Here is a 26287-nt window from a genome sequence, read left to right on the forward strand (position 1 = left end):
CCACCCCTGGCATTCCCGTCAGGTGGGACGGATCTCAGCGGCGCGTCCACCGGCTGGTGGCCGGCAGGGCCGCGAGCACGAGCAACGCCGTGAACGGCACCACGACGACGATCCCGCGCAGCACGTCGGAGTCGAGCCCGGTCGGGCCACCCACGAGGAAGAGGACGCGCTGGTAGCGCAGCACCAAGGCGACGACCAGCGCGACCAGCGCGAGGACGGCGGCGGCCACGCACAGCACCCGGCCCGCCGCCACGCCGCCGAGCAACGAGACGCCGCCGAGCAGGAGCAGCAGGCCGACGACGGCGTCCGCGATCTGGCCGGGAACCATGATGTCCAGCTGGTCGTACCCCAGGACGAGGGTCCACCAGAAGGTGCCCGCCAGGAACCACATCCCGCCGAGCACGGCCAGCACCCCCGCGGCCACCGCCGGTCCGGTACCCCGCTTCGGCGGGGCGGTGACCGCCACTCACCAGCTCCGCGACGAGTAGGCGCCCTGGCCGGACAGGACCGGCGTCATCGACGTGCGGTAGCGCAGGTAGCGGAACGTCGGCGGCAGGAACGCCAGCACCAGCACGAGCACCGCCAGCGCGGCGAGGCCGACGCGGTCGGCCATCGCCAACCCGCCGTGCGTGAACATCGCGTCGGCGAACCGGGCCGGCGGCACGCCCACCGACATCGGCTCGGTGAGCAGCGCGCCGATGGCCAGCAGCGCGCCGAGGCCGAGCAGGACCGCGCCCGCCGTCGCGCGGAAGAGCGTCGCGAGCGAACCGATGAGCAGCACGAGCCCCGCGACCACGTACCCGGCGAGGTCCACCAAAACCCAGGACGGCAGCGCACCGAGGCTGAACTCGGCCGGCATGTCGAGGAAAATCTTGACCGGCACGTATCCCGCGGCGATCGCGGCCGGAAAACCGAGCACACCGGCGAGCACCGCCGTTACGCCGGATGGCCGAGTCGATGAATGCGAATGCGAATGCGACACCGGGTATCGGTGCGGACCGGTCACATCTCCCCCATCAGCCGAACACAGGGACCACGGCGTTCACCCTAGTCGGAATCGGAGAACCAGTCCTTAAACAGAACGGAATTCGGCCGGACGGCGGAACCCAAGATCATTTGTGTGCGGTAGTGGCAGAAATGCTGTCACACGATTACGCGGAGCTGTGGCACGGCGGTTCTTGTCCTTTTCGGACAATTGTGTGACCGGCCCTTGATGCAGCGTGCCCCGGAGCCGAAACGGCTCCGGGGCACGAGGGGGAACTGGTGGTCACCACTGCTGGTGCGGCGGCTGACCCGGCTGGCCGAACCCGCCGCTCGGCGGGCCCTGCTGGCCCGGCGGCGGCCCCCAGCCCTGCGGGGGCTGGCCCGGCTGGCCGTACCCACCGGGCTGCTGGCCCGGCTGGCCGTACCCACCGGGCTGCTGCCCCGGCTGGCCGTACCCGCCCGGCTGCTGCGGCGGCTGGCCCGGCTGCGGGAACCCGCCGCTCGGCGGCTGCGGGAACCCGCCGCTGGCCGGGTTGGGACCGCCCGGCTGGCCGTGGCCCGGGGGCGGCCCGTAGCCCTGCGGCGGCTGACCCGGCTGGCCGTACCCGCCCGGCTGCTGGCCGAAGCCACCCGGCTGACCGGGCTGGCCCGGCTGACCGAACGGCTGCTGCGGTCCACCGAAGCCCGAGGGCGGTCCGCCGAAGCCCTGCGGCCCGGCCGGCGCGGCACCGCCGCCGCCGAGGCCGATCAGCTGGGCGGTGGCCGGGATGAGCCCCAGCACGCCGACGACGAGCAGCAGGATGCCGAAGACCAGCGGCGGGATGCCGATGCCGGTGGCGCTGTCGAGGTTGCTGCCGAGGCTCTTCAGCCGCTCCACGAACGCGGGGTTCGGCGTCGTGCCGATCAGCAGCAGGACCGAGAACAGCACGGTCAGCGCGCCGCCGACGGCGAGGGCGATCGGCACGATCCTGCGCAGCTTCGCGGGCAGCTTGCCGGCGAGCGCAAGACCGATGCCGCCCGCCAGCGCGATCAGGCTGCCGACCAGCAGCCCGATGACGTAGAACCACAGCGTGCCCGGCCGCGCGGTGCCCGCCTCGTCGAGGAAGCGGTTGAGCACGGCGTCGCTGGGAGCCTCGCCGAGCGCCGTCGAGTAGTCGCTGACGTCACCGATGTAGACGAAGGTGTAAATCAGCGCGACGAGAGCGAAGAGCGTCGCGAGGCCGCCGGCGATGTAGCCGAACAGGCCGTTGCCGCCCGCCGGGGCCGCGCCGAGCTGCGGCGGCTGCCCGCCGAAGCCCTGCTGCTGGGGAGCACCGAAACCGGGGGCACCGAAGCCCTGCGGCGGCTGCCCCGGCTGACCCGGCTGGCCGAACCCGCCCGGCTGCTGACCGAAGCCGCCCGGCTGGCCCGGCTGCCCGAACCCGCCCGGCTGCTGACCATAACCGCCGTGCTGCTGGCCGAAGGCCGCGGCCGGGTTGTCGGCCGCGCTCGGCGGCGGGGTGTACGGGATCGCCGGCGGCTGGGAGCCCGGCGGCACGAACTGCGTCGAGTCCGCGACCGGGCCGCCGCCGGCCGGGTTCACCGCCTGGGTCGCGTTCGCGTCCACCGGCGGCATCGCCTGCGTCGCGCCGCCCCCGCCGTCACCCGGCTGGACGACCTGGGTGGGCTCCGGCGTCTCCCCGAACGGGGAACCGCCGTGGGGCTGCGCGGGCTGCACCACCTGGGTGGGCTCCGGGCTGCCGAACGGGTCGTCCTGCTGCGGCTGGGGGCCACTCGGCGGGCCCTGAGGCGGCTGGCCGCCGCCCCACGGCTGGTTCGGTGGCTGCGGTGCACTCATGTGGGTCTTGAACCCCCTTGACGAGGACGCGAAAGTGTTCTACTGGCGCCCACGCTATCGGATCACCCGGCCGGGCGCTCGCAACGCCCGGCCGGGTCCACCGATGAAGACCCGTCCCGGATCCGGTCAGCGACCGGCCAGGAAGCCCAGGAGGTCGTGCCGGGTGAGGACCCCGGCCGGCTTGCCGTCGACCAGCACGAGGGCGCCGTCGGCCCCTTCGAGCGCGGTCATCGCCGCCCCGACCTGCTCGCCGCCGCCGATCGTCGGCAGCGGCGGGGACATGTGCTGCTCGAGCCGGTCGGCCAGCTGCGCCTTGCCGGTGAACAGCGCGTCCAGCAGGTCGCGCTCGTTGACCGCGCCGACGACCTCGGCGGCCATCACCGGCGGCTCCGCGCTGACCACGGGCATCTGGCTCACGCCGAATTCGGAGAGGATCCCGATGGCTTCGGCGACCGTCTCGTTCGGGTGCGAGTGCACCAACGCCGGCAGGTGGCCGCTCTTCCTGGTGAGCACGTCGGCGACCGTCGCGCCGGAGGAGTCGGGCGGCAGGAAGCCGTAGGAGGACATCCAGGTGTCGTTGAACACCTTCGTCATGTAGCCGCGGCCGCCGTCGGGCAGCAGCACGACCACGACGTCGTCCTCGGTGAGCCGTTCGGCCAGCTTCAGCGCCGCGGCGACGGCCATCCCGCAGGAGCCGCCGACCAGCAGGCCCTCCTCGAGCGCGAGCCGCCGGGTGATCTGGAACGAGTCGGCGTCGGAGATCGGGATGATCTCGTCGGCGATCGTCCGGTCGTAGGTGTCCGGCCAGAAGTCCTCGCCGACGCCTTCGACCAGGTACGGGCGCCCGCTGCCGCCGGAGTAGACGGAGCCCTCCGGGTCGGCGCCGACCACCTGCACGCGGCCTTCGCTGACCTCCTTGAGGTAGCGGCCGGTGCCGGAGATCGTGCCGCCGGTGCCGACACCCGCGACGAAGTGCGTGATCCGGCCTTCGGTCTGCGTCCACAGCTCCGGGCCGGTGGAGAGGTAGTGGCTCTCGGGGTTCTGCGGGTTGGCGTACTGGTTGGGCTTCCAGGCGCCGTCGATCTCGCGGACCAGCCGGTCGGAGACGTTGTAGTAGGAGTCCGGGTGCTCGGGCGCGACCGCCGTCGGGCACACCACGACGCGGGCGCCGTAGGCCTTGAGCACGTTGCGCTTGTCCTCGCTGACCTTGTCCGGGCAGACGAACACGCACTGGTAGCCCTTGCGCTGGGCGACCATGGCCAGCCCGACGCCGGTGTTGCCGGACGTCGGCTCCACGATCGTGCCGCCCGGGCGCAGCTCGCCGGAGGCCTCGGCGGCTTCGACCATGCGCAGCGCGATGCGGTCCTTGACCGAGCCACCCGGGTTCAGGTACTCGACCTTGGCCAGCACGAGCGGCTTGAGCCCCTTGGTCAACGAGTTCAGCTTGACCAGCGGGGTGTTGCCCACGAGGTCTGCGATGTGCTCTGCGTACTCCACGACCGCCAGCCTAAACGCCGCACCGGCGGGGTTGTCCACTCGTGCGGGTTCGGCGCCCGGTAGTGGCGCAGGTCGCGTTCGGCTTTGCCGCCGGGGCCGTACCCGGCAGTATGGTGAGCAACTGCTTAGCTCGCGATACGAGGATGTGTCACGTCATGCCTGAAGCCGTCATCGTCTCCACCGCACGCTCGCCCATCGGACGGGCCAACAAGGGCTCGCTGGTCGGCATCCGGCCCGACGACCTGACCGCGCAGATGGTCGCGGCGGCGCTGGCCAAGGTGCCGCAGCTGGACCCGGCCGACATCGACGACCTGATGCTGGGCTGCGGCCTGCCGGGCGGCGAGTCGGGCTTCAACATGGGCCGCGCGGTCGCCGTCGAGCTGGGCTACGACCACCTGCCCGGCTGCACGATCACCCGGTACTGCTCCTCCAGCCTGCAGACCACCCGGATGGCGTTCCACGCGATCAAGGCCGGCGAGGGCGACGTCTTCATCTCGGCCGGCGTCGAGACCGTCTCGCGCTTCTCGAAGGGCAGCTCGGACTCCTGGCCCGACACGCACAACCCGCTGTTCGCCGACGCCGAGGCGCGCACCAAGGCGACCGCCGAGTCCGGCACCGACACGTGGACGGACCCGCGCACTTCCGGTGACGTGCCGGACGTCTACATCGCGATGGGCCAGACCGCCGAGAACCTGGCGCGGCTGAAGGGCGTCACGCGCGAGGAGATGGACGAGTTCGGCGTCCGCTCGCAGAACCTGGCCGAGAAGGCCATCGCGGACGGCTTCTGGGCGAAAGACATCACCCCGGTGACGCTGCCGGACGGCACGGTCGTCTCGAAGGACGACGGCCCGCGCGCCGGCGTGACGATCGAGGGCGTCGCCGGCCTCAAGCCGGTCTTCCGCCCCGACGGCCGGGTCACGGCGGGCAACTGCTGCGCGCTCAACGACGGCGCGGCGGCGCTGGTCGTCATGTCCGACGTCAAGGCGCGTGAGCTGGGCCTGACGCCGCTGGCGCGGATCGTGTCCACCGGCGTCACCGGGCTTTCGCCGGAGATCATGGGCTACGGCCCGGTCGAGGCGTCCAAGCAGGCGCTTTCGCGCGCGGGGCTCTCGATCGGCGACATCGACCTGGTCGAGATCAACGAGGCGTTCGCGGCGCAGGTCATCCCGTCGTACCAGGACCTGGGCATCGACCTGGACCGGCTGAACGTCAACGGCGGCGCGATCGCGGTCGGCCACCCGTTCGGCATGACCGGCGCCCGGATCACCTCGACGCTGATCAACTCCCTGCAGCACCACGACAAGCAGTTCGGCCTCGAGACGATGTGCGTCGGCGGCGGCCAGGGCATGGCGCTGATCATCGAGCGCCTTTCCTGATTTCCGTGACGGAGGCCCCCACCCGGCGGGTGGGGGCCTCCGTCACGGAAATCAGGAGACGCTGTCGGACGGCTCGGGGTTCGCCAGCCCGAACAGCGGCCGCAGCTTGAGGCCGATCCACGTGCCGCCGAGGGCGAACACGCCCCACAGCCAGCCGTGCAGGCTGCCGGTGGAGATGCCGCCGAGGTACGCGCCGATGTTGCAGCCGCCCGCCATGCGCGCGCCGACACCCATCAGGACGCCGCCCAGGAGGGCCGCGACCGCCGTGCGCCACGGGATCGAGCTGTGGATCTTCCACGCGCCCGCGGCCGCGGCGGCGACCGCCGCGCCGATCATGATGCCGATGTCGGTGAGGCTGGTCTTGTCCCGCCAGATCGGGCCGGCCAGCGACGCCGCGTTCGCCTTCAGCTGCCAGAACTCCCACGTCTCCGGGTGCAGCCCGAACACCTGCAGGACCTTGGCTCCCCACAGCGCGAACGCGCTGGTGATGCCCCAGATCCCGCCGGAGACCAGGAACACCGCGGCGGCCAGCACGCCCAGCACCACCGCGCCGACGAGCATCGGCCAGGACCCGCGGAAGACCCGGGCGAAGCCGTGCGCGGTCGGCACGACGTCCACCGGCGGCGGCGTCCGGCGGCGCTGCACCGCGCGGGTGACCAGGACGATCCCGGCCAGGACGGCGATGGTGATCGCCCACGAGCCGAACCAGCCGACGTGGTCGGCGAGCAGCACGCCCTTCAGCTCCGGCCAGCCCGACAGCACCGGGTAGGCCCAGGTGTAGAGCACCGAGCCGAGGACGAACCCGCCGAGGGTCAGCACGATGGTGGACTGCCCGGACCCGACGGCGAACAGCGTCCCGGACGCGCACGCGCCGCCGAGCTGCATGCCGATCGCGAAGAGCGTCGCGCCGACGAAGAGGGCGAGGCCGAGCGCGCCCGCCGTCGGCGCCGGTTTGCTGCCGAAGAGGCCGCTGCCGGTGCCCGCGATCAACGCGATGAGCGTCGCGGCGGTGCCGAGCAGGACGGTGTGGGCCCGCAGCCCCTGCCCGTTGCCGACGGCGATCAGCTGCCGCCACGCCGAGGTGAAGCCGAACCGGGAGTGGAACAGCGCGAGCCCGAGGCCGAGCCCGAGCAGCAGCAGGACGCCGAACTTGGCGCCTTGGCTCGCCCACACGTACCAGGTCAGGCCGGCGGCGAGCACACCGGCGACGGCCAGCGGGACGGTCTTGACGGGGTCTTCCGGCCGCGGCACGGGCGCGGCGCAGGACGTGGGGAAGTCGAGGAACTTCTTGTCACCGATCGGGGATTCGGTTGTCGCCACCGGTACTCCAGGCTCGGGCGGGCAGGACGACCAAAAGCTAGATCGGGTGACGGCTCCGTCGCAGCCCGTCGCACAGTGTGGGACGAACGGAGCAATCCGGGTACGCCTGAATGCGGCGAAGGCCCCCTCGCCGCGTGGTGAGGGGGCCTTCGTGAGGCCACCGCTATTCGTTCGTCTTCACGCACATCGTCGTCGCCGGTTCCGGGTACACCGCCACGCGCGTTGCGTCGGTCCCTTCGCAGACACTCTTGTCCGCCTGGCCCGTGACGACCTTCACCAGCTCGCCGTCCTTGGTCGGGTCGGTGCACGGGACCTTCACGTAGCCCTTCGTCTGGGACGTGAAGTTCGCCAGGCAGTCGCCCTGCTTCGCGTTGATCATCAGGCACAGCTTGTACGAGCTGCGGCCGCTGACCGAGTAGGTGTCGTAGCCGGCGCCGGAGGAGCCGCCGGGGCAGTCGTCCGAGGCGCTGTCCAGCTTCTTGGCGATCTTGACGTTCGCCTTCGGGTCGTTGCAGTCGGCCTTCGCCGGGTCGTCGCCGCCCTGGGTGAACTCGGTGATCGTGAGGCAGTCGCCGGCCTGGGAGGTCGCGGGCGACTTCATGAACGAGACGATCCCGATGACGATGATCGCGACCACGACGATCGCCCCGATGCCGGCCAGGATCAGGCGGGGGGCCTTCGAGCGCTTCGGCGGGGCCGGCGGCGCGGGCGGGAACCCGGGCTGGCCCGGCGCGAACCCCTGCTGACCGGGCGGGAACTGCCCGGGCGGCGGGCCGTACGGACCCGGCTGGCCCGGCTGGCCGTACTGCCCCGGCTGGCCGTACGGCTGCTGCGGCTGCTGCGGCTGGCCGCCCGGAGGCGGACCGTAGGGATCGGGCTGACCCACCGGCTGCTGGCCCCCGGGGGCCGGAGGGGGAACGCTCACTGTGAACCTCACACATGTGAAATGAGAACCGACCGGCTCATCAAACACGCAGGGTGAGCGTCGTCCGCAGCGGGGTCCTCATTTGCACGAATTACCCACAGAAAAGGCGCTCCGCTGGTTACGGAGCGCCTTCACTGCGGGACTGTGAGCCAGGTTACTCGCGGAAGTAGGAGAGCAGCCGCAGGATCTCCAGGTACAGCCAAACCAGCGTCGTCATCAGGCCGAACGCCGTGTACCAGGCCCACTTCGACGGCATGCCTTCGCGGATCATCCGGTCCGCCTGGTCGAAGTCGAGCAGGAAGCTGAACGCCGCGATGCCGATGCACAGGATGCTGAACGCGATGGCGAGCGGGCTGCCGTCGCGCAGCGGGTTGAACCCGAAGGCCAGCGAGCTGATCAGGTTGAACAGCATCAGGACCGCGACACCGACGACGGCGCCGACGATCCACTTCGTCAGCTTGGGCGTGACCTTGACCGCACCCGTCTTGTAGACCACCAGCATGCCGATGAAGACACCCACGGTGCCGACGATCGCCTGCAGCGCGATGCCCGGGTAGATCACCTCGAAGACGCCGCTGAGCGCACCGAGGAAAAGACCTTCGGCAGCCGAGTACGTCAGCGTCAGCGCGCCGCTGGGCTTCTGGCGGAAGATGATGACCAGCGAGACGACGAGGCCGACGAGCAGGCCGGCGATCATCACGCCGATGAGCGCGCCGGAGAGCCGGCCGGTGTCGGCCAGCTGGACCTGCGCCCAGATCGCCGTGATCACGCCGAACAGCAGCGCGGTGCCGAGGGACAGGCCGGTCTTGACGACGACGTCGTCGACGGTCATCGGGCGATCGCCCTCGCCGGAGGCGGCCCGGCCCGGGCCGTACCCGGGCACGCCGCCCTGCGGCTGGTTGAAGCCCACCGGGGGCCCGTACTGCCCGTAAGTCTGGGTTCCGCCGCTGGGCAGGTTGCGGAACGCCGGGTTGCTACTGGAACGCACCTGATCCTCCTGGATCTGCTGCTTCGTGGATCATCGCTGCATCGGGTTCAACGACCGCCGGGGACGAGCGGTTCCCGCCGAGTAAAGAACACTTTACTCGACCACCGCGGACCGGCCTCGGACGACACGGTAAGCGACGGCCGCCACGACCGTTCGGCGACAGCCACCCGAAGAGCGGTACACAGTTTCGCTCCTTGACGCAACGCTCACTTCGCGTGCTCGGACGTTCACCGAACGCGCGTCGGGGACTTGATCAGTCGTGTGACCTGCACAGACGTGGGGCACTGCCGTGCGTCGAACGAAGGAGCATTGACACATGAGGTGGTCAGCACGCCTGCGCGCGCTCATCGGACTCCTCGCCGCGACCCTCCTCGGCCTGCTTTCCGTGACGGCCGGCGCGACCCCGGCCGCGGCCGCCGTCCAGCAGGGCATCGGCCACGACGTCGGCGGCCAGCCGGGCTTCGGCACGGTCTGGCTCGGCTCGTACGTCGTAAGCGGCCAGCAGGTGTTCTGCGTCAGCTTCCTGCTCAAGGCGCCGGACACCGACGAGCAGTACAAGCCCGGCGACGAGCTGCTCACGAAGTGGGGCACGAAGCTGCCCGCCGGCGACGCCGCGAACATCTCGTACCTGCTGCTGCGCTACGGCGGCACCAAGAACGCGGACGAGGCGACCGCGCTCGCGCACCTGCTGCACTCGTGGACCGCGGCACCGCGCACCCCGGCCGATCTCGACCCGAGCCTGCCCAAGGACAAGATCGCCTACGACGCGCCGGGGCACCTCCAGTACCTGCGCGACCACTTCCCGGCCGCGGCCGACGCCGTCGACCGGCTGAAGACGGACGCCGAGACCAACCGCGGGCCGTGGACCGCGTCGATGACCACGCCGAAGGGCGACCAGCACCCCGGCGAGGCCGCCGAGTGGACGGTCACCGTGAAGAACGCCGGCGACAAGGGCGTCCCGGACGTCCCGGTGAAGCTGACGGCGACCGACGCCACCCTCGGCGACGGCAAGGCGGACACCACCGGCGGGAATTCGAGCCCGCAAGCCGCCGCGAAGGAAGTCACGCTGAAGACGGGCGCGGACGGCACCGTGACCGTGAAGCTGACTCCGGCCGGCGACGAACCGAAACTGGTGGCCTCGCTATCCGCGCCCGCCGACCGGCCGTACGTGCGGGTGCCGGTCGACACCGCGGTGCAGCGCGTGGTCTCCACCGGCGGCGAGAAGGAGCTGACCGCCCAGGGCGTGGTCGAGGTGACCAAGCCCGGCACCGTGCAGGTGACCAAGACGGACGCGAACACCGGCAAGGGCGTCGGCGGCGCCGTCCTGCGGGTCACCGGCAAGGACAAGACGTCGGCCGCGCTCGGCCAGGACGGCAAGCCGCTCACCGGCGCCGACGGCAAGCCCGTGGTGGTCACCACCGACGGCAAGACCGGCGGCGTGACGGTGGAGAACCTGCGCGCGCCGCAGGAGATCTGCGTCGTCGAGGCGAGCCCGCCGCCCGGCTACACGAACGCCTACGACCCGCAGAACCCGCCGTCGGCGTGCGGCACGCTGAAGCCGGGCGAGACCCTCGCGCTGACGGTGGCGAACAAACCGAACGAGGTCCCGCGCGCGATCCCGGCCGGCGACCAGCCGGTGGCGCTGGCCCGCGGGGTCGTCGAGACGCACTACTCCGCGCTGGGCCTGGCCGGGCTCGGCCTGCTGGTGCTGCTGGCGGCCGGGCTGGCCGGTGCCGCCGCGCGGCGGGCGTCCCGGCGGTAGCGGCGTGGCGCACCACGGCGGCTGGCAGGGCGAGGACTGGTTCACCGAGGAATGGCACCGGGGCACCGGCTGGGCGGCCGCCGACGACGAGCCGCCCGCCGGTCACCCGGAGCCGCCCGCGCCGAAGCGCGGGCGGGGCCGGCTGCTCGCCGGCTTCGCGCTCGGCGCGGCGACGGTGCTCGCGGTGGAGTTCGGTTCTTCCGTGGTCACCGCGCCGCCCGTGGCCGTCGTGACCGGCACGGCGCTGCCCGCCGCGGGCGCGGCCGGTGCCGCGGCTCCGGCGCCGTCCTCATCCCCGGCGGCGGCGACACCCGCGGCTCCGGCGGCCCCGGCCGCGCAGACGACCTCTTCGGCGGCGCCACCGCCGTCCCCGGCCTCCCCGGCGGCGCAGCGGCCGGGCACGGTCCGGCTGCCCGCCGGCGGGACGGCGACGCTGGTGCGGATGGACCTCGGCCCCGGCGGCGAGCTGCCGATCCCCGCGGACCTCGGGCAGGCGACGTGGTGGGGCGCGGCACTCGACGCGGCGAGCGGGGCCAGCGTGTTCGCCGGCCACGTGAACTGGCGGGGCGCGACCGGGCCGTTCGCCGAGCTGTGGTCGGCCAGGATCGGCGCCGAGGTGACCATTGTGGACACCGCGGGCAAGACGTGGCGCTACCGGATCTCGCAGCTGGTCACGGTGCACAAGAGCGACCTGCCGGCGCGCGCGGACTACCTCTTCGGCCCGTCCGGCCCGCACCGCGTGGTCCTGGTGACGTGCGGCGGCCGCTGGGTCGGCGGCTCGGACGGCTACGAGGAGAACCGCGTCGTCATCGCGGACCCCGCCTAAGTTACCCGTGGGTAACATCACGTTTCGACACGGTGGTCGCGGGCGACGCCATGCAGCACAATGCCCAGGGTCAGGGCGGTGGCGGCGAGAGGTGTGAGTCAGATGGCGACGTTCTTGGTGACCGGGGCGACCGGACTGATCGGGCGTCACTTCACCCGGCTGCTGCTCTCCCGGCCCGACGACGACCGCGTCGCCCTCGTGGTGCGCGCGTCCTCGCGGGCCAAGCTGGCCGCGCTGGTCGACCAGTGGCCGCACTCCGACCGCGTCACGCTGGTCACCGGCGACCTCGGCGAGCCGCTGCTCGGCGTGTCCGAAGCCGACCGCGAGCAGCTGCGCGGCGGCGTCGACCACATCGTGCACCTCGCCGCGCTCTACGACCTCACCGCCGACGACGAAGCCAGCGTCAAGGCCAATGTGGACGGTACGCGGGCCGTCGTCGACCTCGCCGCGGACCTGCGCGCGGGCTGCCTGCACCACGTGTCCTCGGTGGCCGTCGCGGGCGACCACGAAGGCGTGTTCACCGAGGAGATGTTCGACGCCGGGCAGCGGCTGGTCACGCCGTACCACCGGACGAAGTTCGAAGCCGAGAAGATCGTCCGCGAGCAGGACCGGGTGCCGTGGCGGGTGTACCGGCCCGCCGTCGTCGTCGGGCACTCCGAGACCGGCGAAATGGACAAGATCGACGGCCCGTACTACCTCTTCCCGGCGATCAACCGGCTCTCCGGGCTGCCGGACGTGCTGCCGGTCGTCGGCCCGGACCTCGGCGACACCAACATCGTGCCGGTCGACTACGTCGCCAAGGCGCTGCTGGAGCTGGTGGTCAAGCCGGGGCTCGACGGCCACGCCTTCCACCTGGTCAACCCCGAGCCGCAGCCGGTCGTTTCGGTGTACAACGCCTTCGCGCGGGCCGCCGGGGCGCCGACGATCACCGTCCAGCTGGGCGAGGGCCTCTCGAAGCGGATCGTCGGGCTGGTCAAGCTGACCGAGCACATCCCGGGCGTCACCATCGCGCGCGACGCCGTCCTGGAGCGGTTCGGGATCCCGCCGGTGCTGCTGGACACGATGGCGTTCCCGTCGGTGTTCTCCTCGGCCGAGACGCGCAAGGCGCTGGCCGGCACCGTCGAGGTCCCGCGGCTCGAGGAGTACGCGCCGACGCTGTGGCGCTACTGGCGCGAGCACCTCGACCCCTTCCGCGCGCGCAAGCACGGGCCGCGGGGCGAGCTGGACGGCCGCCGCGTGATCATCACCGGCGCGTCGTCGGGCATCGGGCGGGCGACGGCGCTGAAGGTCGCCGCCGCGGGCGGTGTTCCGCTGCTCGTCGCGCGCCGCCAGCACGAGCTGGAGGAGGTCCGCGACGAGATCATCGCCGCCGGCGGCACAGCGTCGGTGTACCCGGCCGACCTCACCGACGAAGACTCGGTGCGCAAGGCCGTCGACGCGATGCTGGCCGAGCACGGCCGGATCGACATGCTGGTGAACAACGCCGGCCGGTCGATCCGCCGCTCGATCAAGCTGTCCTACGACCGGATGCACGACTACGAGCGCGCGATGGCGATCAACTACTTCGGTGCGGTGCGGCTGATCCTCGCGGTGCTGCCGCACATGTCGGAGCGGAAGTTCGGGCACATCGTGAACGTGTCGTCGATCGGCGTCCAGGGCATCGCCCCGCGCTTCTCGGCGTACGCGGCGTCGAAGGCGGCGCTGGACTACTTCTCGCGCATCGCGGCGACCGAGACGCACGGCGACGGGATCACGTTCACCACGATCCACATGCCGCTGGTGCGCACGCCGATGATCCGCCCGACGAAGATCTACGACGCGTTCCCGACGAAGTCGCCGGAACAGGCCGCCGACATGGTGCTGAAGGCGCTCGTCGAGCGGCCGAAGCACATCGGCACCCCGGCCGGGCAGGCGATCGGGCTGGCCTACACGCTCACACCGGGCCTCACCGACGCCATCGCGTACCAGGGTTTCCGGATCTTCCCGGATTCGGCCGCGGCGGGCGGTTCGGGCGAGCTCAAGATCGGACGTGGCGAGAAACACCTCTCGCGCGCGGCGATGGCGCTGGCCCGGCTCTCGCGCGGCTTTCACTGGTGACTGCGTCCCGCTGGTCAGCGCGGATGCCGGTTTCGGGCTCACGCTGCGTTTCCCGGGTGAGGCCATTCCGGCGACACCGCGACACGTGTTGGTGATTCGTTAAGCCGGACGGCGGAGGCGGCGGGTGCCCGGGTACGGTCGGGCCCATGGTTCCTGAGCGCGACCCCGCCGCAACCGCCCTCAACGGCCTCCTCCCCCTCCGTCGTGAGTACACCCAGGCCTGGCACGGCTTCGACCGCAACGAGGTCCGGCAGTACCTCGACCACGTCGAAGCCCAGCTGCGCCGCGTGCTCAGCGAGCGCGACGCCGCCGCGGCCCAGGCCGCGACCGCGGCCCGCGAGGTCGAGTCCGTCCGGCAGCAGGTCGCGGCGCTCGAGGCGCGCGTCGAGGAACTGAAGAAGCCGCCGGAGCGGCTGGAGGACCTCGACGAGCGGATGCAGCGGACGGTGACGCTCGCGCAGGCCCGCGCGGACGAGATCATCAAGCGCGCCGAGGTGGCCGCGGAGAAGACGTGGGCGTCCTCGACGGATGCGTCGACGAAGCTGCGCGAGCGGTACACGAAGCTGGTCGCGGAGCTGGACAAGCAGGCCGACCTGCTGCACTCCGAGCACGAGGCCGCGCTGGCGGAGACGCGCGCCGAAGTCCAGCGGCTGACGATCGAGGCGGCCCAGCGGCGCGAGCTGCTGGACAACGAGGCCGAGCGGAAGCGCCGGAAGCTGGAGCGCGAGTTCGAGGCGACCCAGGCGGCCCAGAAGGCGGCGCTGGAGAAGCACATCGCGGACCAGCGCACGGCGAGCAAGAACCAGGCGGAGCGCCGGATCGCGGAGGCGACGGCCGAGGCGAAGCGGCGCCTGGACGAGGCGACGGCGGAGGCCAAGCGCCGCCTCGACGAGGCGACCACCCAGGCGGCCCAGCGCACGACGGCGGCCCACCGCAAGGTGGAGCGGCTGGCGGAGATCCGCGAGCAGGCGCGCAAGAGCCTGGCGATGGCGGAGGACATCCTCAACCGCAGCGAGACGCAGCTGGCGGCGCTGCCGGAGGAAGCGGTGATCCCACAGGCGTCGAGGCTGGTCGGCGGCGACTCGGCCGAGTCGGCGACGACCCCGGCGGCGCCGGTCGTGCCGGTGGTGCAGCCGACGATCCCGAAGGCGGCCGTGGCGGCGAAGCCCGCGGCGGCGGGGGAGCCGAAGGCGGCACAGCCCGCGGCGGCGGCAGCGGCACAGCCCGCGGCGGCGGCGGGCGTGGAGCCGAAGGCGGCGGCGCAGGCCGCGGCGGCGAAGCCCGCGCCGCAGGCGGCTAAGCCCGCTGTGGCTGCGAAGCCGGCGCCGCAGGCGAAGCCGGCGAACTCGAACGGCCCGGCGACCAAGCCCGCGAGCGGCAACGGCGCGAACGGCAACGGCGCGAAGCCGCTCTCGCCGACGGGGAGCAAGCCGGGCAACTGAGCCACGACAGCAGGCCCTGCCGCGCTGGACATCCGCGAAGGCCGCCTCGAGTGCTTCGAGGCGGCCTTCGGCGTGTTCACGATCGTTTCCGCTCCCTCTGTCGCTTCGAGGCTCTCGCGTTGAGCCGCGCTTCGAGGTACCGCCAGAAGTGCGGATACCGCAGCAGCGGCCGTGTCAGGACGGCCAAGGCCAGAATCACACCGGCGACCGGCGTCATGGGCGACTGGGTGATCGTGGTCAGCACGGAAGCTCCCCGGGTACGAGCGATCGATACACCCGAGGAATCTCCAGCTTCCGGGCAGAGCGGACAACCGTCTAACACGTCGTCGGACCCAGGCGAAGCATCAAAAACTGATTTCGCAAGCTAACCTTGACAAACCAGGCCCATCGTCGCTGATGACAGGATCAGCGCAGAACAGCACCTAACGTACTCTTGTCAAGGAAACCCGGAAAAAGCTCGTCAGGATCAGCTTGACGCCTTCACCCCGAGACGGATCGCCCGAACCATGTCGAAACCAGATCGCCCCTCTCTGCGCTCGCACGCCGAGTTGTTCGCCAAAGTGGCCCGTGCGTACTCGAGCCTCGCTCGGCGGCACCGGTCGGCCGCAGACGCGTTCGCCAGGAAGAAGCAAGCCCCCACCGCGGAGGGCGACTTCACCAGGTGGCTGCTGGAAGCCTCTGAACTCGCCGCGAACGCTGAACTCCTGCTCGCATACGAAGTCGACCTGGCTCGCAGTTTTGGAGTGAAGTGGGACGAAATCGCCGAAGCGCTCGGCGTCAGTCGCCAGGCGGTCTGGGAACGCTACGCAAAGGAGCCTCGAAGGGCGAGGAGCAGGCGTTACACGCAAGCGATGCGTGCACTACGAGCCGATTGGCATCGAAGTCTCGAGGTCCGTCCAAGCCGGGAACGCTACTCCGGCCTGGTTACGCATGAACGCGCTGTGTTCGACGGATCCGAGGACTAAAAGCCTGCGCGCTTCCAGTCGCGCACAGCTGCCCGCTCTCAGTTGCGAGCGGTCCGGGGCCAGGGGTTCGCCGCCTCCAGCTGAGCCGCCAAGCCCAGCAGCAGGGACTCCCCTCCCGGGCGGGCCACCAGCTGGACCGACGTCGGCAGGCCCGACACCACCGAACGGCCCGCCGGGACCGTGATCGCCGGGTAGCCCGCGAAGTTCCACTGGCCCGTGAAGCCCGCCAAGCGCGTCGACGGCAGGACGTTCGCCAGCCAGCCCTTCTCGTGCCAGCGGCCCGCCTTCACCGGCCAGTGCGACAGCGTCGGCGTCAACAGCACCTCGTGCGTCGCGAAGAACTCCTCCGCCCGGGCGATCCAGTGGTCGCGCGTGCGCGGGCGGATCAGGCCCGCGCGCTCGACCAGGCGGCCCGCGCGGACGTGGGCTCGCGTCCGGCGCTGCAGCCGCGCGCCGTCGAAGGCGCGGGCCTGGATCGCCGGGCCCGCCAGCCAGCGGGCCGTCATGCCCAGGACCATCGTGGGCGGGTAGCGCGGGGCCGCCGGGGTGATCGCGTGGCCGGCCGCCGCCAGGTGGCCCGCCGCCGTCGAGACCGCCGCCACCAGCTCCTTCGGGACCGGCGTGTGCAGCAGCGGCACCGTCGTCGACATCCCGATCCGGACCGCGGACGGCGACGGGACCGAAGCCAGCGCGGGTGCGTCGGCCAGCACCGACAGCAGCACCGCCGTGTCCGCGACCGTGGTGGCCAGCGGGCCGTGCACCGACATGCCGAACCAGCCGCCCTCGGCCAGCAGGTCCGCGCCCGGCTTCAGGCCCACCAGGCCGCACATCGCCGCCGGGAGGCGCACCGAACCCATGCCGTCCGAACCGTGGGCCAGCGGGACCAGCCCCGCCGCCACCGCCGCCGCGCTGCCGCCGGACGAACCGCCCGCGGCGTACGTCGGGTCCCAGGGGTTGCGGGCGATGCCGTCCGGGGTGTCGCTCATCGGCCAGATGCACAGCTCCGGCACCCGCGTCAGCCCCACGATCACCGCGCCCGCCGCCCGCAGCCGGGCCGCGATCACGCCGTCCGCACCCGCCTGCGCGGACGATCCCGCCTGCGAGCCGTGCGAGGCGTACTCGCCGGCCAGCTCCGTGACGTCCTTGACCGCGACGGGCACCCCGGCCAGCGGCAGCGACGCGAGATCCGGCCGGGCGGCGACCGCTGCGGCCTCCTTCAGCGCCTCCTCGGCGCGCACCCGCCGGAACGCGCCGACGACGCCGTCCGCCGCGGCGATCCGGTCGAGGGCCTCCTCGGTGACCCGCACCGGGTCCAGGTTCCCGGCCCGGACCGAGGCCGCGATCTCCACTGCCGTGAGCGCCATGACCGGACCCTAGCCGAAAAGGTGACAGCAGCAGAGAAAACGTCTCAGATTGCGCCCGCCCGCAGCGCGTAGGCGACGGCGTGGGCGCGGTTGTTCAGGCCGCAGCGCGTCATCAGGCCGTAGAGGACGTTCTTCACCGTCCGCTCCGAGTAGCACAGCTTCGCCGCGATCTCCTCGGTGCCGAAGCCCTCGGCGACCAGCCGCAGCACGTCGCACTCACGCGCCGCGAGCCCGGAAAGCGTGAGGCCGTTCGGCTCGAGGACGTCCTTGCGCATCCGCTGCACCTGCGCGAGCAGCGCGCCCTGCAGCCGCGGCGGCAGGTTGGCCGTGCCGTCGCCCGCGGCGAGCACCGCCGTGACCAGTTCGGCGCCGCCCGTCTCGCGGCGCGGCAGGATCGCGACCACCCCGCACTCCAGCGCCGCCATCAGGTCGCTTTCGCGGAAGTGCTCGACGACCAGCACGACGTGGGACGCCTTGGCCGCCCGGATCTCGCCGAGGACGGACTCGGTGACGTGGTCCTCCATCACCAGCAGCACGTCCGGCACGAGGTCGGTCAGCCGGACGTCGGGATGGTTGTCCAGCAGGCTCACCGCGCCGGCGTGCGTGATCGGGTCCGAGGCGAGGACGCTCACTTCGACGGGCTTCATGCGCGCAGTGTGGCCGACGTGTCTTCACGCCTTCCCTATTCCACCTTCACGCCCGTGAAGAAAGCTCCCCGAACGCCGCCCGCGCCCGCTCCAGGCACCCCGGCATCCGCCCGGCCGCGCGGGCCCAGTCGCGCTGCGCTCGCCGGTAGCCCTCCCGCGCCTCCGGCGGCCAGCCGGCCAGGTCCGGCTCGACCCGGGCCTCCAGGTCGGCCAGCACCGCGCCGAGCTGTCCGGTGATGGCGTCCATTCGGTCCAGCACCAGATCGGCGAAGCCGAACTCGAGCCGCGTCACGGCAGGCGCGGCCGCGGCATCGGGCCGCCGGTCGCCTCCAGCAGCTCCGCCAGCCGCGACAGGATGACGTCGTACTCCTGCTCCCAGTCGCGCATCGCCTGGCCGAACCGCACCGACGCCTCACCGCGCCACGACGCCTGCACGACCGCCATCTCGCTGTTGACCGCACGCAGGTGCGACCGGGCCGCGTCGAGCGCGGACGCGAAGCAGGCGGCGGCCCGCAGCATGTCTTCGGTCGGCATCCGCGGCTCCTCTCGGGCTTCCCGAGGGTGGCGCAGGCCGCGGCGGCGCGGAACCCCGACCGCGCCCGCGTTGCCCGAATGTCCGCCATCCTTGCCTGCCGGTTCACGGTGTCCGCGTATGCTCACGGCAGGCATCCGGCGCGTGACGATTCGTCGCGCACGAAGGGAGACCGATGTCGGCCGCGGACAGCTCCGCACCGAGGCTCCAGCTGCTGGGACCCATGAAGGCCTGGCAGGGCGAGACAGAGCTGGACCTCGGCTCCGCACACCGGCGGACGGTCCTCGCCGCACTGGCGATGCACCCCAACCGCACGGTTTCGCGCGAGGAGCTGATCGACGCCGTCTGGGGCGAGGCGCCGCCGCAGAGCGCGCAGGGCTCCATCTACACCTACGTCTCCGGGCTGCGGCGCGCGCTGGAACCCGGCCGGGCCAAGGGCGAGGGCCCGCAGCTGCTCGCGTCGATCGGTTCCGGCTATTCGCTGCGCCTGGACGCCGAAGCGATCGACGTCCACCGGTTCGAAACCCTGCGCGAGCAGGCCCAGCGCCGGCAGGCCGCGGGCGACCTGCGCGGGGCCCGCGAAACCTTCGACGAAGCGCTGGCGCTCTGGCACGGCGTTCCGCTGTCCGGCCTGCCCGGGCCGTTCGCCGCCGCCCAGCGCGCCCGGCTCACCGAGGTGCGGCTCGCGACCGTGGAGCGGCGCGCCGAAGTCGTGCTGGAGTCGGGCGGGCACACCGAACTCGTCGCCGAGCTGACCGCGCTGACCCGCGAGCACCCGTTCCGCGAGACGTTGCGCGGGCTGCTCATGCGCGCGCTGGTCCGGGCCGGGCGGCGGACCGAGGCGATCGCGGTCTACGCCGACGTCCGCGAGCGGCTCGTCGAGTCGTCGGGCACCGAACCCGGCCCGGCGCTGCGGCGGCTGCACGACGAGCTGCTGGAGCGACCCGCCGCGGCGCCCGACCCGAAACCGGCGCCGGCCCGCAGGCCGGCGCGGCTGCCGGCCGCCGCGCTGCCGGAGCGGGCCGACGTCTTCGTCGGCCGGGAAGCCGAACTCGACCGGCTGCACGAGGCCGTCGCCGGCCTCGGCGCCGGGACGGGCCGGTCGGTGTGGCTGGAGGGCGAGCCGGGCAGCGGCCGGACCGCGCTGCTCGCCGAGCTGCTCACCGCGGCGCAGGACTTCGAACCCGCCTTCGCCGCCGCGGACGCGCTGGACCAGCGGTTCGCCCTGCGGCCGCTGCTCGACGCACTGGGCGTGCACCCGCGCGCCACCGACCCGCGCCGGGCCGACCTGGCCGCGCGGCTCGCCGGACAGGCCGGCGAAGACCCCGTCGACGACGTGCTGGGGTTCGTCCGCGAGCTGTGCGCGGAAGCCCCGCTCGTCCTCGTCGTCGACGACCTGCACTGGGCCGACGACGCCACGCTGCACGTCTGGCGCTACCTGAGCCGCGAGACGCGGCAGCTGCCGCTGCTGCTCGTCGGCGCGTGCCGTCCGGTGCCACGACCAGCGGCGCTGGACGATTTGCGAGCCGAGCTTGACAACGATGACATCACCGTCCTGACCCTGCCGCCGCTGGCCGAGGACGCCACCCGCGAGCTGGCGACCGAGCTGGCCGGCGCGCCGCCCGGGCCGGGGCTGCAGCTGCTGGTGTCCTACGCGGCCGGGAACCCGCGTTACGTCAGGGAAATCGTCGAAACGCTGGTCGCGCAGTCGATGATCGTGCTCGACGGCGTCCACGCGCACCTGGACGGCAATGCGTGCCAGACGATCCCGCCGCCGCTGGGCTCGCGGATCACGCTCTACCTGAGCTTCCTCTCCAGCGGGACGCGCGACACGCTGCGCTGGGCGGCACTGCTGGGCCACGAGTTCTCGCTGGCGGACATCGCCGTCGCCACCGAACGGCCGCCGACGGCGCTCGTCGGCGCGGTCGACGAGGCGATCACGTCCGGCGTGCTCGTCGAATCGGGCGACCGGCTGGCGTTCCGGCACCCGCTGGTGCGCCGGGTGCTGTACGAGAAGACGCCCGCCGCGATGCGGGTCGCGCTGCACCGGCAGCTGGCCGAGGCCTTCGCCGCCGCGGGCGCCCCCGCCGAGCGCGTCGCCGGGCAGCTCGCCGCCGCGCCCGCGCAGGTCGACCCGTGGGTCACCGCGTGGCTGCTGGAGCACATCGGGACGGTGGCCACCGAAACCCCGCGCGTCGCCGTCGACCTGCTGCGCCACGCCGTCACGCAGGGCACGCTGCCGCCGGACGCGCGCGAGACGCTGACCGCGACCCTGGCCCGGCTGCTGTTCTGGCTCGGCCGGGAGCCGGAAGCCGAAGCGCGCTCGGTGGTGGCGCGCACGGCCGACAGCAAGCGCGCGGCCGAAATGCGCTGGATCCTGGCCTACGTCTACTACCGCCGCGGTGACTTCTCGGAGGCGACGGCCGAGCTGAAGCGGACGCTCGACGACGCCGACGTCCCGGAGATGTGGCGCGGGCGGCACGAGGCACTGCTGGCCACGCTGGAGAAGCTCGGCGAGGAGACGGCGCTGGCCCCGGCCGGGCTGCACCCGCTGGACGACGCGGCGTTGGCCGTGCCGAACCTCGACAGCCTCGAGGACGCCGCCGAGCCGCTCGACGCCGCCCGGCGGATCGCCGCGACCCGCGCGGTGCCGGGTGAGATGCACCTGGCCGGCGCGGTGCACTACTACTGGCTGGGCCGCTGGCCCGAGGCACTGGCCGAGCTGGACGCGGTGATCCGCGACGGCGCGGAGACGGCGTCCTACGTGCTGCGCAGCCCGGGTTCGGCGCTGCTGGTCCACGGCGTCGGCGCGCTGATCGCCGGGCACCGCGGCGATCCGGGTCAGGCCAGGACGCACCTGGACGCGGCCGAGCGCCGGCAGTGGCCGCCCGGGCTCGAGCCGGACGGCGGCGACTTCCTGCTCGCGGCGCGGGCGTTGCTGGCCGAGCAGGAGGGCAGGCCGGAGGCGGCGCTGGCGGCGTTGTCGCCCCTGCTGGAGGACAACTACCCGCCGGCGGCCCGCCACCAGTGGCTCCCCGACCTGGTGCGGCTGGCGTTGTCGCTCGGCGACCGGCAGCGGGTCGCGGAGGCGCTGGACTTGCTGGAGCCGGACGGCGAAATCCCTCCGGCCCACGCAGCGGCGGCCGCGCACTGCCGCGGCCTGGCGACGGGCGACCCGGCCCCGGTCCTGACGGCCGCGGGGCACTACCGCGCGGCCGGCCGGGTGCTGAAGGAGGCGAAGGCCACGGAGGACGCGGCGATCCTCCTGGCGGAGTCGGGCGAGCTGACGCAGGCACGGACGGCGTTCCGGGCGGCATTGACGGCGTACACGGGAATGGGCGCGGCGTGGGACGTCCGGCGCGCGGAGGTCCGGATGCAGCCGTTCGGGATCCGGCGGGCCCATTCGGTGCGGTCGCGGGCCGCTGCCGGGAGCTGAGGGGCTTTCGCCCGGCTTGACCGGCCGCGCTGCGGCCACCCGGTCTCGCCCCGACGAAGGTCGGGAGTTGCGGTTGAACGCGCAACCTTGCCCGGGGCCGTCACGTCGGTAAGGTCACCGGAGTAGCCGGTAGCAGATGTCCCTGGGGGATGGGGTCTGGGCGGATGTCCCAGAGGGGACGGCAACGACGTGCGAGCGGATGCGGACACCGGCCTGCGGGTGGGTGTGCTCGGCCCGCTGCGGGCCTGGCGCGGGGCGGCCGAAATCGGCCTCGGCCCCGCTCGTCAGCGTGCCCTCTTCGCGGTGCTCGCCGTCAACGCCGGGCGGCCGGTGCCGCGGGCCGAACTGATCGCCGGGGTCTGGGGCGACTCCGCGCCGGCCAGTGTCGAAGGCAGCGTGCACACCTATGTCTCCGGGCTGCGGCGGGCCCTCGAACCCGACCGCTCGCGGTGGTCGGCCGCCAGCGTTCTCTTGTCGGACCCGGCCGGGTATTCGCTGATCCTCGGCGAAGACGCGCTGGACGCCGCCGTGTTCGAACGGCACCGCGAACGCGCGCAGCGGCTGCTCGAACGGGGCGATCCGCGCGCCGCCGTCTCCGAACTCGACGACGCGCTCGCCCTCTGGCAGGGCGAGGCCCTCTCCGGGGTGCCCGGCGGGTTCGCCGAGCGGCACCGCGAATACCTCGCCGAGCTGCGGCTGGACACCCTCGAACGGCGGGCGCAGGCCGTGCTCGCCCTCGGCGGGCACCTCGATCTTGCGCCGGAACTGGCCGTGCTCGCCGGCGAACACCCGCTGCGCGAGTCGCTGCGGGAGTCGCTCATGCTCGCCCTCTACCGCAGCGGACGGCCCGCTGACGCCCTCGACGTCTTCCGGGACGCCCGCGCCACCCTCGTCGCCGAGCTCGGCGTCGAACCCGGCCCGTCGCTGCAGCGGCTCCAGCGGCAGATCCTCGCCCAGGACCCCGCTCTCGACGCGCCCGCGGCGCCCGTCGTCGTCACCGGGCACCGGCTGTACGGCCGGGGCGCCGAAACGGCGAAACTGGCCGAGCTCGTCAGCGACGTCCGCGCCGGGCGCGGGCGGGCCGTCTGGATCGAGGGCGACGCCGGGATCGGGAAGTCCGAGCTGCTCACCAGCTCGCTGCCGGACGGCCCCGGCTTCCAGCGGCTCTGGGCGGCCGCCGACGAGCTGAGCACCCGGTTCCCGCTGCAGGTCGTGCTGGAGTGCCTGGCCATCGACGTGCACTCGCCCGACCCGCGGCGGGCGCGGGTGGCGAAGGAGCTCGCGGGCGAAGGAGCGGCGCGCCGCTCCTGGGGGCCGGCCGACCCGGTGCTCGCCGCCGTCGACCGGCTGCTGGCCCTGGTCGACGAGCTGTGCGCGCAGTCGCCGCAGGTGCTGGTGATCGACGACCTCCAGTGGGCCGACGAAGCGTCCGTGCTGGTCTGGCACCGGCTCTGCGCGGCGACCCGGCAGCTGCCGCTGCTGCTGGTGGCCGCGACCCGCCCGGCGCCGGACCGCGCCGAGCTCGCGCAGCTGCGCCGCGGCGTCCAGGCGCGGGACGGGATCGTCCTCGACCTCGCGCCGCTGACCGGCGACGACGTCGGCAGGCTGATCGAAGACCAGCTCGGCGCCCCGCCCGGGCCGGGGCTGCGCGAACTGGCCGCCCGTGGTGCCGGGAACCCGTTGTACGTCAAGGAGATGGTCGACGTCCTGCGGCGGGCCGGTGCGGTGGCGGTGCACGACGGCCGGGCCGACGTCGACGACCCGGCGGAGTTCGAGGCGCCGCGGTCGCTGGTCGCCGCGGTCGACCGGCGGCTCGACTTCCTGACCGCGCGGACCCAGGAGGTGCTGCGCTGGGGTGCGCTGCTCGGCATGGAGTTCGCCGTCGGCGACGTCGCCGCGGTGCTCGGCTCGCGGCCGTCGGACCTGCTGGCGCCGCTCGAGGAAGCCGTCGCGGCGAACGTCCTCATCGACACCGGGACGCAGCTGGCGTTCCGCCACCCGCTGCTGCGCCAGGCGCTGTACGACCGGCTGCTGGCCGGGACGCGCGCGGCGCTGCACCGGCAGGCCGCCGAGGCGCTCGCCGGGATCGGCGCGCCGGTGAAGCGCGTGGCCGAGCAACTGGTGGCGGCACCGGCCACGGTGGACGAATGGGTGCTGGACTGGCTCGCCGCGCACCACGCCGCCGTCTCGACCCGGGCGCCACTGATCGCCGTCGAGCTGCTGGAACGCGCGCTGGCCGCGTGCTCCGCCGTCGACCCGCGCCGGGAGACGCTGCTGGTCGCGCTGGTCAAGGTGCTGTTCCGGCTGGAGCGCAGCCCGGAATCGCTGGCGCAGCAGGCACTCGACGCCGCCACCGACCCGGACGCCGCCGAGGAGATGCGGCACGTGCTCGCGGCGCTGCGGCACCGGCGTGGTGACACCGAAGGCGCCGTCGCGACGCTCGCCGCGTCCGTCGACGACCCGGCCGTGCCCGAGCTCTGGCGGGTCAAGCACCGGCAGCTGCTGGCGAACTTCCGCCGCGGCGACCTGTCCGATTTGGACAGAGCGGAACAGACCGCGCGCGAGACGAAGGCGCTCGCCGGCGGCGACCGCTACCTGACCGCGCACGCGCTGCAGTCGTTGTGGCTGGTCGATTCGGTGCGCCGCGAGCACGACCGCGCGCTCGCCCACATCGACGCGGCGATCGAGGCCGTCGGCGACGAGCACGAACTGGCCGACCTGCACCTGGACCTGCTCGACAACCGCGTCTTCACGCTGCAGAACCTCGATCGCCTGGCCGAAGCGGGCGACGCCCTGCGCGCGGCGGGCGAGGTCGCCGCCCGGCACGCGCTGCCGGTCGGGCTGCAGGTGTCCGCCGCGGTGCACCGGTACTGGGAGGGCCGCTGGGACGAAGCGCTGGTCGAGCTGGACACGGTCATCGAGGACGGCCCGGCGATCACGTTCTACGGCCTGCGCGAGCCGGGCCCGGCGGCGCTGCTGCTGCACGGCGTCGCGGCGCTGATCGCGGGCCGCCGCGACGACCGCGCCCAGGCCGCGGCCCACCTGGACGCGGCGGAGGAGTACGCCCCGGCGACCGGCGCCGAGCGCGAGAGCTTCGACTTCCTGCTGGTCGCCGACGCGCTGGCGGCCGAGCAGCGTGGCGACCGGGCCCGCGCGCTGGCCGTGCTGGAACCGATCCTGAACCCGACGTACGCCCAGATGATGCTGCGGCACCAGTGGCTGCCGGCGTTCGTGCGGCTGGCGATGGAGCAGGACGACGTCACCCGCGCCCGCCGGGCGTTGGCGGTGTGCGAGGAGGAAGCGGCGAAGGAGCGACGTCCGGCGCGGGCGCACGCGGCGGCATCGTGGTGCCGCGGCCTGATCGACGAGGACCCGGCGCCGGTACTGGCGACGGCGGAGCACTTCCGCACGGTCGGCCGGCGCCCGGAATTGGCTGCTGCGCTGGAGGACGCGGCCGTGCTGCTGGCGCGCACGGGCCGCATGGACGCGGCGCACGCGGCGTTCGAGGAGGCCGCCGAGCTGTACACGACGTTGGCGGCACGCTGGGACCTCCGCCGTGCGGAAACCCGGCTGCGCCGCCTCGGCGTCCGCCGGGGTGCGCTGTTGTCCCCGATCCGGCCGGGCCACGGCTGGGAGTCGCTGACGCCGATCGAGGTCCGCATCGCGGGGCTGGTCGCGGAAGGGCGGTCGAACCCGGACATCGCGGCCGAGCTGTCCCTGCCGCGCCGGACGGTCCAGGCCCACGTGGCCCGGCTGCTGGGCAAGCTGGAGACGCAGTCACGCTCGGGCGTCGCCGACGCCGTCCGCCGGCGCGGATAGCGGCGGTCCCAGTGGGTGGTCGCAGGCGACGACGCCGGTCGTTCGCTGACGGCCGCCGCGAAGGTGGCTCAGACGGATCGCCGTCGCCTTCGGCCACGGCGCCTTCGACCTGGCAGGACGCGATCGCCGCGCCCCACAGGAAACACGCCGGCACGGATAGCACAGCGGTCCCAGCGGGTAGTCGCAGGCGACGGCGCCGGTCGCCCGCCGACGGCCGCCGCGAAGGTGTCTCAGACGGACGGCCCGCCGCCGCCTTCGGCCACGGCGCCTTCAACTTGGTAGGACGCGGTCGCCGCGCCCCACAGGAAACCCGCCGGCACGGATAGCGCAGCGGTCCCAACGAGTAGTCGCAGGCGACGGCGCCGGTCGCCCGCCGACGGCCGCCGCCAAGGTGTCTCAGACGGACGGCCCGCCGCCTTCGACCTGGTGGGACGCGGCCGCCGCGCCCAACAGGAAACCCGCCGGCAGGG

At 73.1% G+C, this 26287-nt stretch carries 19 protein-coding genes and 1 pseudogene; 7 read left to right on the top strand and 13 right to left on the bottom strand.

Going from position 1 to position 26287, the window contains the following annotated elements:
- Positions 1-34 precede the first annotated feature (34 nt).
- The 4 genes from ACLJPY_RS42015 to ACLJPY_RS42030 form a co-directional block, all read right to left on the bottom strand.
- Positions 35-466 carry a hypothetical protein gene (locus ACLJPY_RS42015; RefSeq protein ID WP_410596562.1) on the bottom strand — a complete coding sequence of 144 codons (432 nt, stop codon included), beginning with the start codon at positions 464-466 and terminating at the stop codon, positions 35-37.
- The gene (locus tag ACLJPY_RS42020) at positions 467-883 is read right to left on the bottom strand and encodes a hypothetical protein (RefSeq protein ID WP_410596563.1); all 417 of its coding nucleotides are present in this window, start codon (positions 881-883) and stop codon (positions 467-469) included.
- A gap of 384 nt (positions 884-1267) precedes the next feature.
- On the bottom strand, positions 1268-2821 hold the full coding sequence (locus ACLJPY_RS42025) for a hypothetical protein (RefSeq protein ID WP_410596564.1): 1554 nt from the start codon (positions 2819-2821) through the stop codon (positions 1268-1270).
- A gap of 126 nt (positions 2822-2947) precedes the next feature.
- The gene (locus tag ACLJPY_RS42030; RefSeq protein ID WP_410596565.1) at positions 2948-4318 is read right to left on the bottom strand and encodes a cystathionine beta-synthase; all 1371 of its coding nucleotides are present in this window, start codon (positions 4316-4318) and stop codon (positions 2948-2950) included.
- Positions 4319-4473: 155 nt separating this feature from the next.
- On the opposite strand from ACLJPY_RS42030, the gene ACLJPY_RS42035 reads away from it, so the two are divergent.
- Positions 4474-5694, top strand: a complete 1221-nt coding sequence (locus tag ACLJPY_RS42035) for an acetyl-CoA C-acetyltransferase (protein WP_410596566.1) — start codon at positions 4474-4476, stop codon at positions 5692-5694.
- Between the two features lie 51 nt (positions 5695-5745).
- On the opposite strand, the gene ACLJPY_RS42040 is transcribed toward ACLJPY_RS42035, so the two are convergent.
- The 3 genes from ACLJPY_RS42040 to ACLJPY_RS42050 all read right to left on the bottom strand — a co-directional run bounded on the left by ACLJPY_RS42040 (position 5746) and on the right by ACLJPY_RS42050 (position 8927).
- Positions 5746-7014 (bottom strand): YeeE/YedE family protein, encoded by a 1269-nt coding sequence (locus tag ACLJPY_RS42040; protein ID WP_410596567.1) that lies wholly within the window; start codon positions 7012-7014, stop codon positions 5746-5748.
- Between the two features lie 163 nt (positions 7015-7177).
- Positions 7178-7900, bottom strand: coding sequence for a hypothetical protein (locus tag ACLJPY_RS42045; RefSeq protein ID WP_410596732.1), 723 nt, complete (start codon positions 7898-7900; stop codon positions 7178-7180).
- A gap of 193 nt (positions 7901-8093) precedes the next feature.
- Entirely contained in the window at positions 8094-8927 is an 834-nt protein-coding gene (locus tag ACLJPY_RS42050) for a Bax inhibitor-1/YccA family protein (RefSeq protein ID WP_410596568.1), read from the bottom strand.
- 316 nt (positions 8928-9243) lie between these two features.
- On the opposite strand from ACLJPY_RS42050, the gene ACLJPY_RS42055 reads away from it, so the two are divergent.
- The 4 genes from ACLJPY_RS42055 to ACLJPY_RS42070 all read left to right on the top strand — a co-directional run bounded on the left by ACLJPY_RS42055 (position 9244) and on the right by ACLJPY_RS42070 (position 15054).
- On the top strand, positions 9244-10689 hold the full coding sequence (locus tag ACLJPY_RS42055) for a collagen binding domain-containing protein (protein WP_410596569.1): 1446 nt from the start codon (positions 9244-9246) through the stop codon (positions 10687-10689).
- A gap of 4 nt (positions 10690-10693) precedes the next feature.
- Positions 10694-11515: a class F sortase gene (locus ACLJPY_RS42060; protein WP_410596570.1), complete on the top strand. Its 822-nt coding sequence runs from the start codon at positions 10694-10696 to the stop codon at positions 11513-11515.
- A 102-nt stretch (positions 11516-11617) separates the two neighbouring features.
- Positions 11618-13612, top strand: a complete 1995-nt coding sequence (locus ACLJPY_RS42065) for an SDR family oxidoreductase (protein ID WP_410596571.1) — start codon at positions 11618-11620, stop codon at positions 13610-13612.
- A 146-nt stretch (positions 13613-13758) separates the two neighbouring features.
- Complete coding sequence (locus tag ACLJPY_RS42070) at positions 13759-15054, top strand: cell division protein DivIVA (protein ID WP_410596572.1); 1296 nt, start codon at positions 13759-13761, stop codon at positions 15052-15054.
- A gap of 76 nt (positions 15055-15130) precedes the next feature.
- Here the strand turns inward: ACLJPY_RS42070 and ACLJPY_RS42075 are convergent, their stop codons facing one another.
- The 5 genes from ACLJPY_RS42075 to ACLJPY_RS42095 all read right to left on the bottom strand — a co-directional run bounded on the left by ACLJPY_RS42075 (position 15131) and on the right by ACLJPY_RS42095 (position 18564).
- A complete protein-coding gene (locus tag ACLJPY_RS42075) occupies positions 15131-15298 on the bottom strand; it encodes a hypothetical protein (RefSeq protein WP_410596573.1) in 168 nt (55 codons plus the stop codon).
- Between the two features lie 759 nt (positions 15299-16057).
- Positions 16058-17383 (bottom strand): amidase family protein, encoded by a 1326-nt coding sequence (locus ACLJPY_RS42080; RefSeq protein ID WP_410596574.1) that lies wholly within the window; start codon positions 17381-17383, stop codon positions 16058-16060.
- A gap of 44 nt (positions 17384-17427) precedes the next feature.
- Positions 17428-18030 (bottom strand): helix-turn-helix transcriptional regulator, encoded by a 603-nt coding sequence (locus ACLJPY_RS42085; protein WP_354913070.1) that lies wholly within the window; start codon positions 18028-18030, stop codon positions 17428-17430.
- Positions 18031-18076: 46 nt separating this feature from the next.
- Positions 18077-18322, bottom strand: coding sequence for a WXG100 family type VII secretion target (locus tag ACLJPY_RS42090; protein ID WP_410596575.1), 246 nt, complete (start codon positions 18320-18322; stop codon positions 18077-18079).
- Positions 18319-18564 carry a WXG100 family type VII secretion target gene (locus tag ACLJPY_RS42095; protein ID WP_410596576.1) on the bottom strand — a complete coding sequence of 82 codons (246 nt, stop codon included), beginning with the start codon at positions 18562-18564 and terminating at the stop codon, positions 18319-18321. The genes ACLJPY_RS42090 and ACLJPY_RS42095 overlap by 4 nt, the downstream gene beginning before the upstream one ends.
- A gap of 173 nt (positions 18565-18737) precedes the next feature.
- On the opposite strand from ACLJPY_RS42095, the gene ACLJPY_RS42100 reads away from it, so the two are divergent.
- Both ACLJPY_RS42100 and ACLJPY_RS42105 read left to right on the top strand, forming a co-directional pair.
- Positions 18738-21998: a BTAD domain-containing putative transcriptional regulator gene (locus tag ACLJPY_RS42100; protein WP_410596577.1), complete on the top strand. Its 3261-nt coding sequence runs from the start codon at positions 18738-18740 to the stop codon at positions 21996-21998.
- 219 nt (positions 21999-22217) lie between these two features.
- Positions 22218-25817 carry a BTAD domain-containing putative transcriptional regulator gene (locus ACLJPY_RS42105; RefSeq protein WP_410596733.1) on the top strand — a complete coding sequence of 1200 codons (3600 nt, stop codon included), beginning with the start codon at positions 22218-22220 and terminating at the stop codon, positions 25815-25817.
- A 233-nt stretch (positions 25818-26050) separates the two neighbouring features.
- On the opposite strand, the pseudogene ACLJPY_RS42110 reads toward ACLJPY_RS42105, so the two are convergent.
- Positions 26051-26170 (bottom strand): annotated as a pseudogene (locus ACLJPY_RS42110) (family 1 glycosylhydrolase); the annotation flags it as partial.
- Between the last annotated feature and the right edge of the window lie 117 nt (positions 26171-26287).

Origin of the sequence: Amycolatopsis sp. lyj-23, assembly GCF_046549135.1 — a bacterium.
Classification (GTDB): Bacteria; Actinomycetota; Actinomycetes; order Mycobacteriales; family Pseudonocardiaceae; genus Amycolatopsis.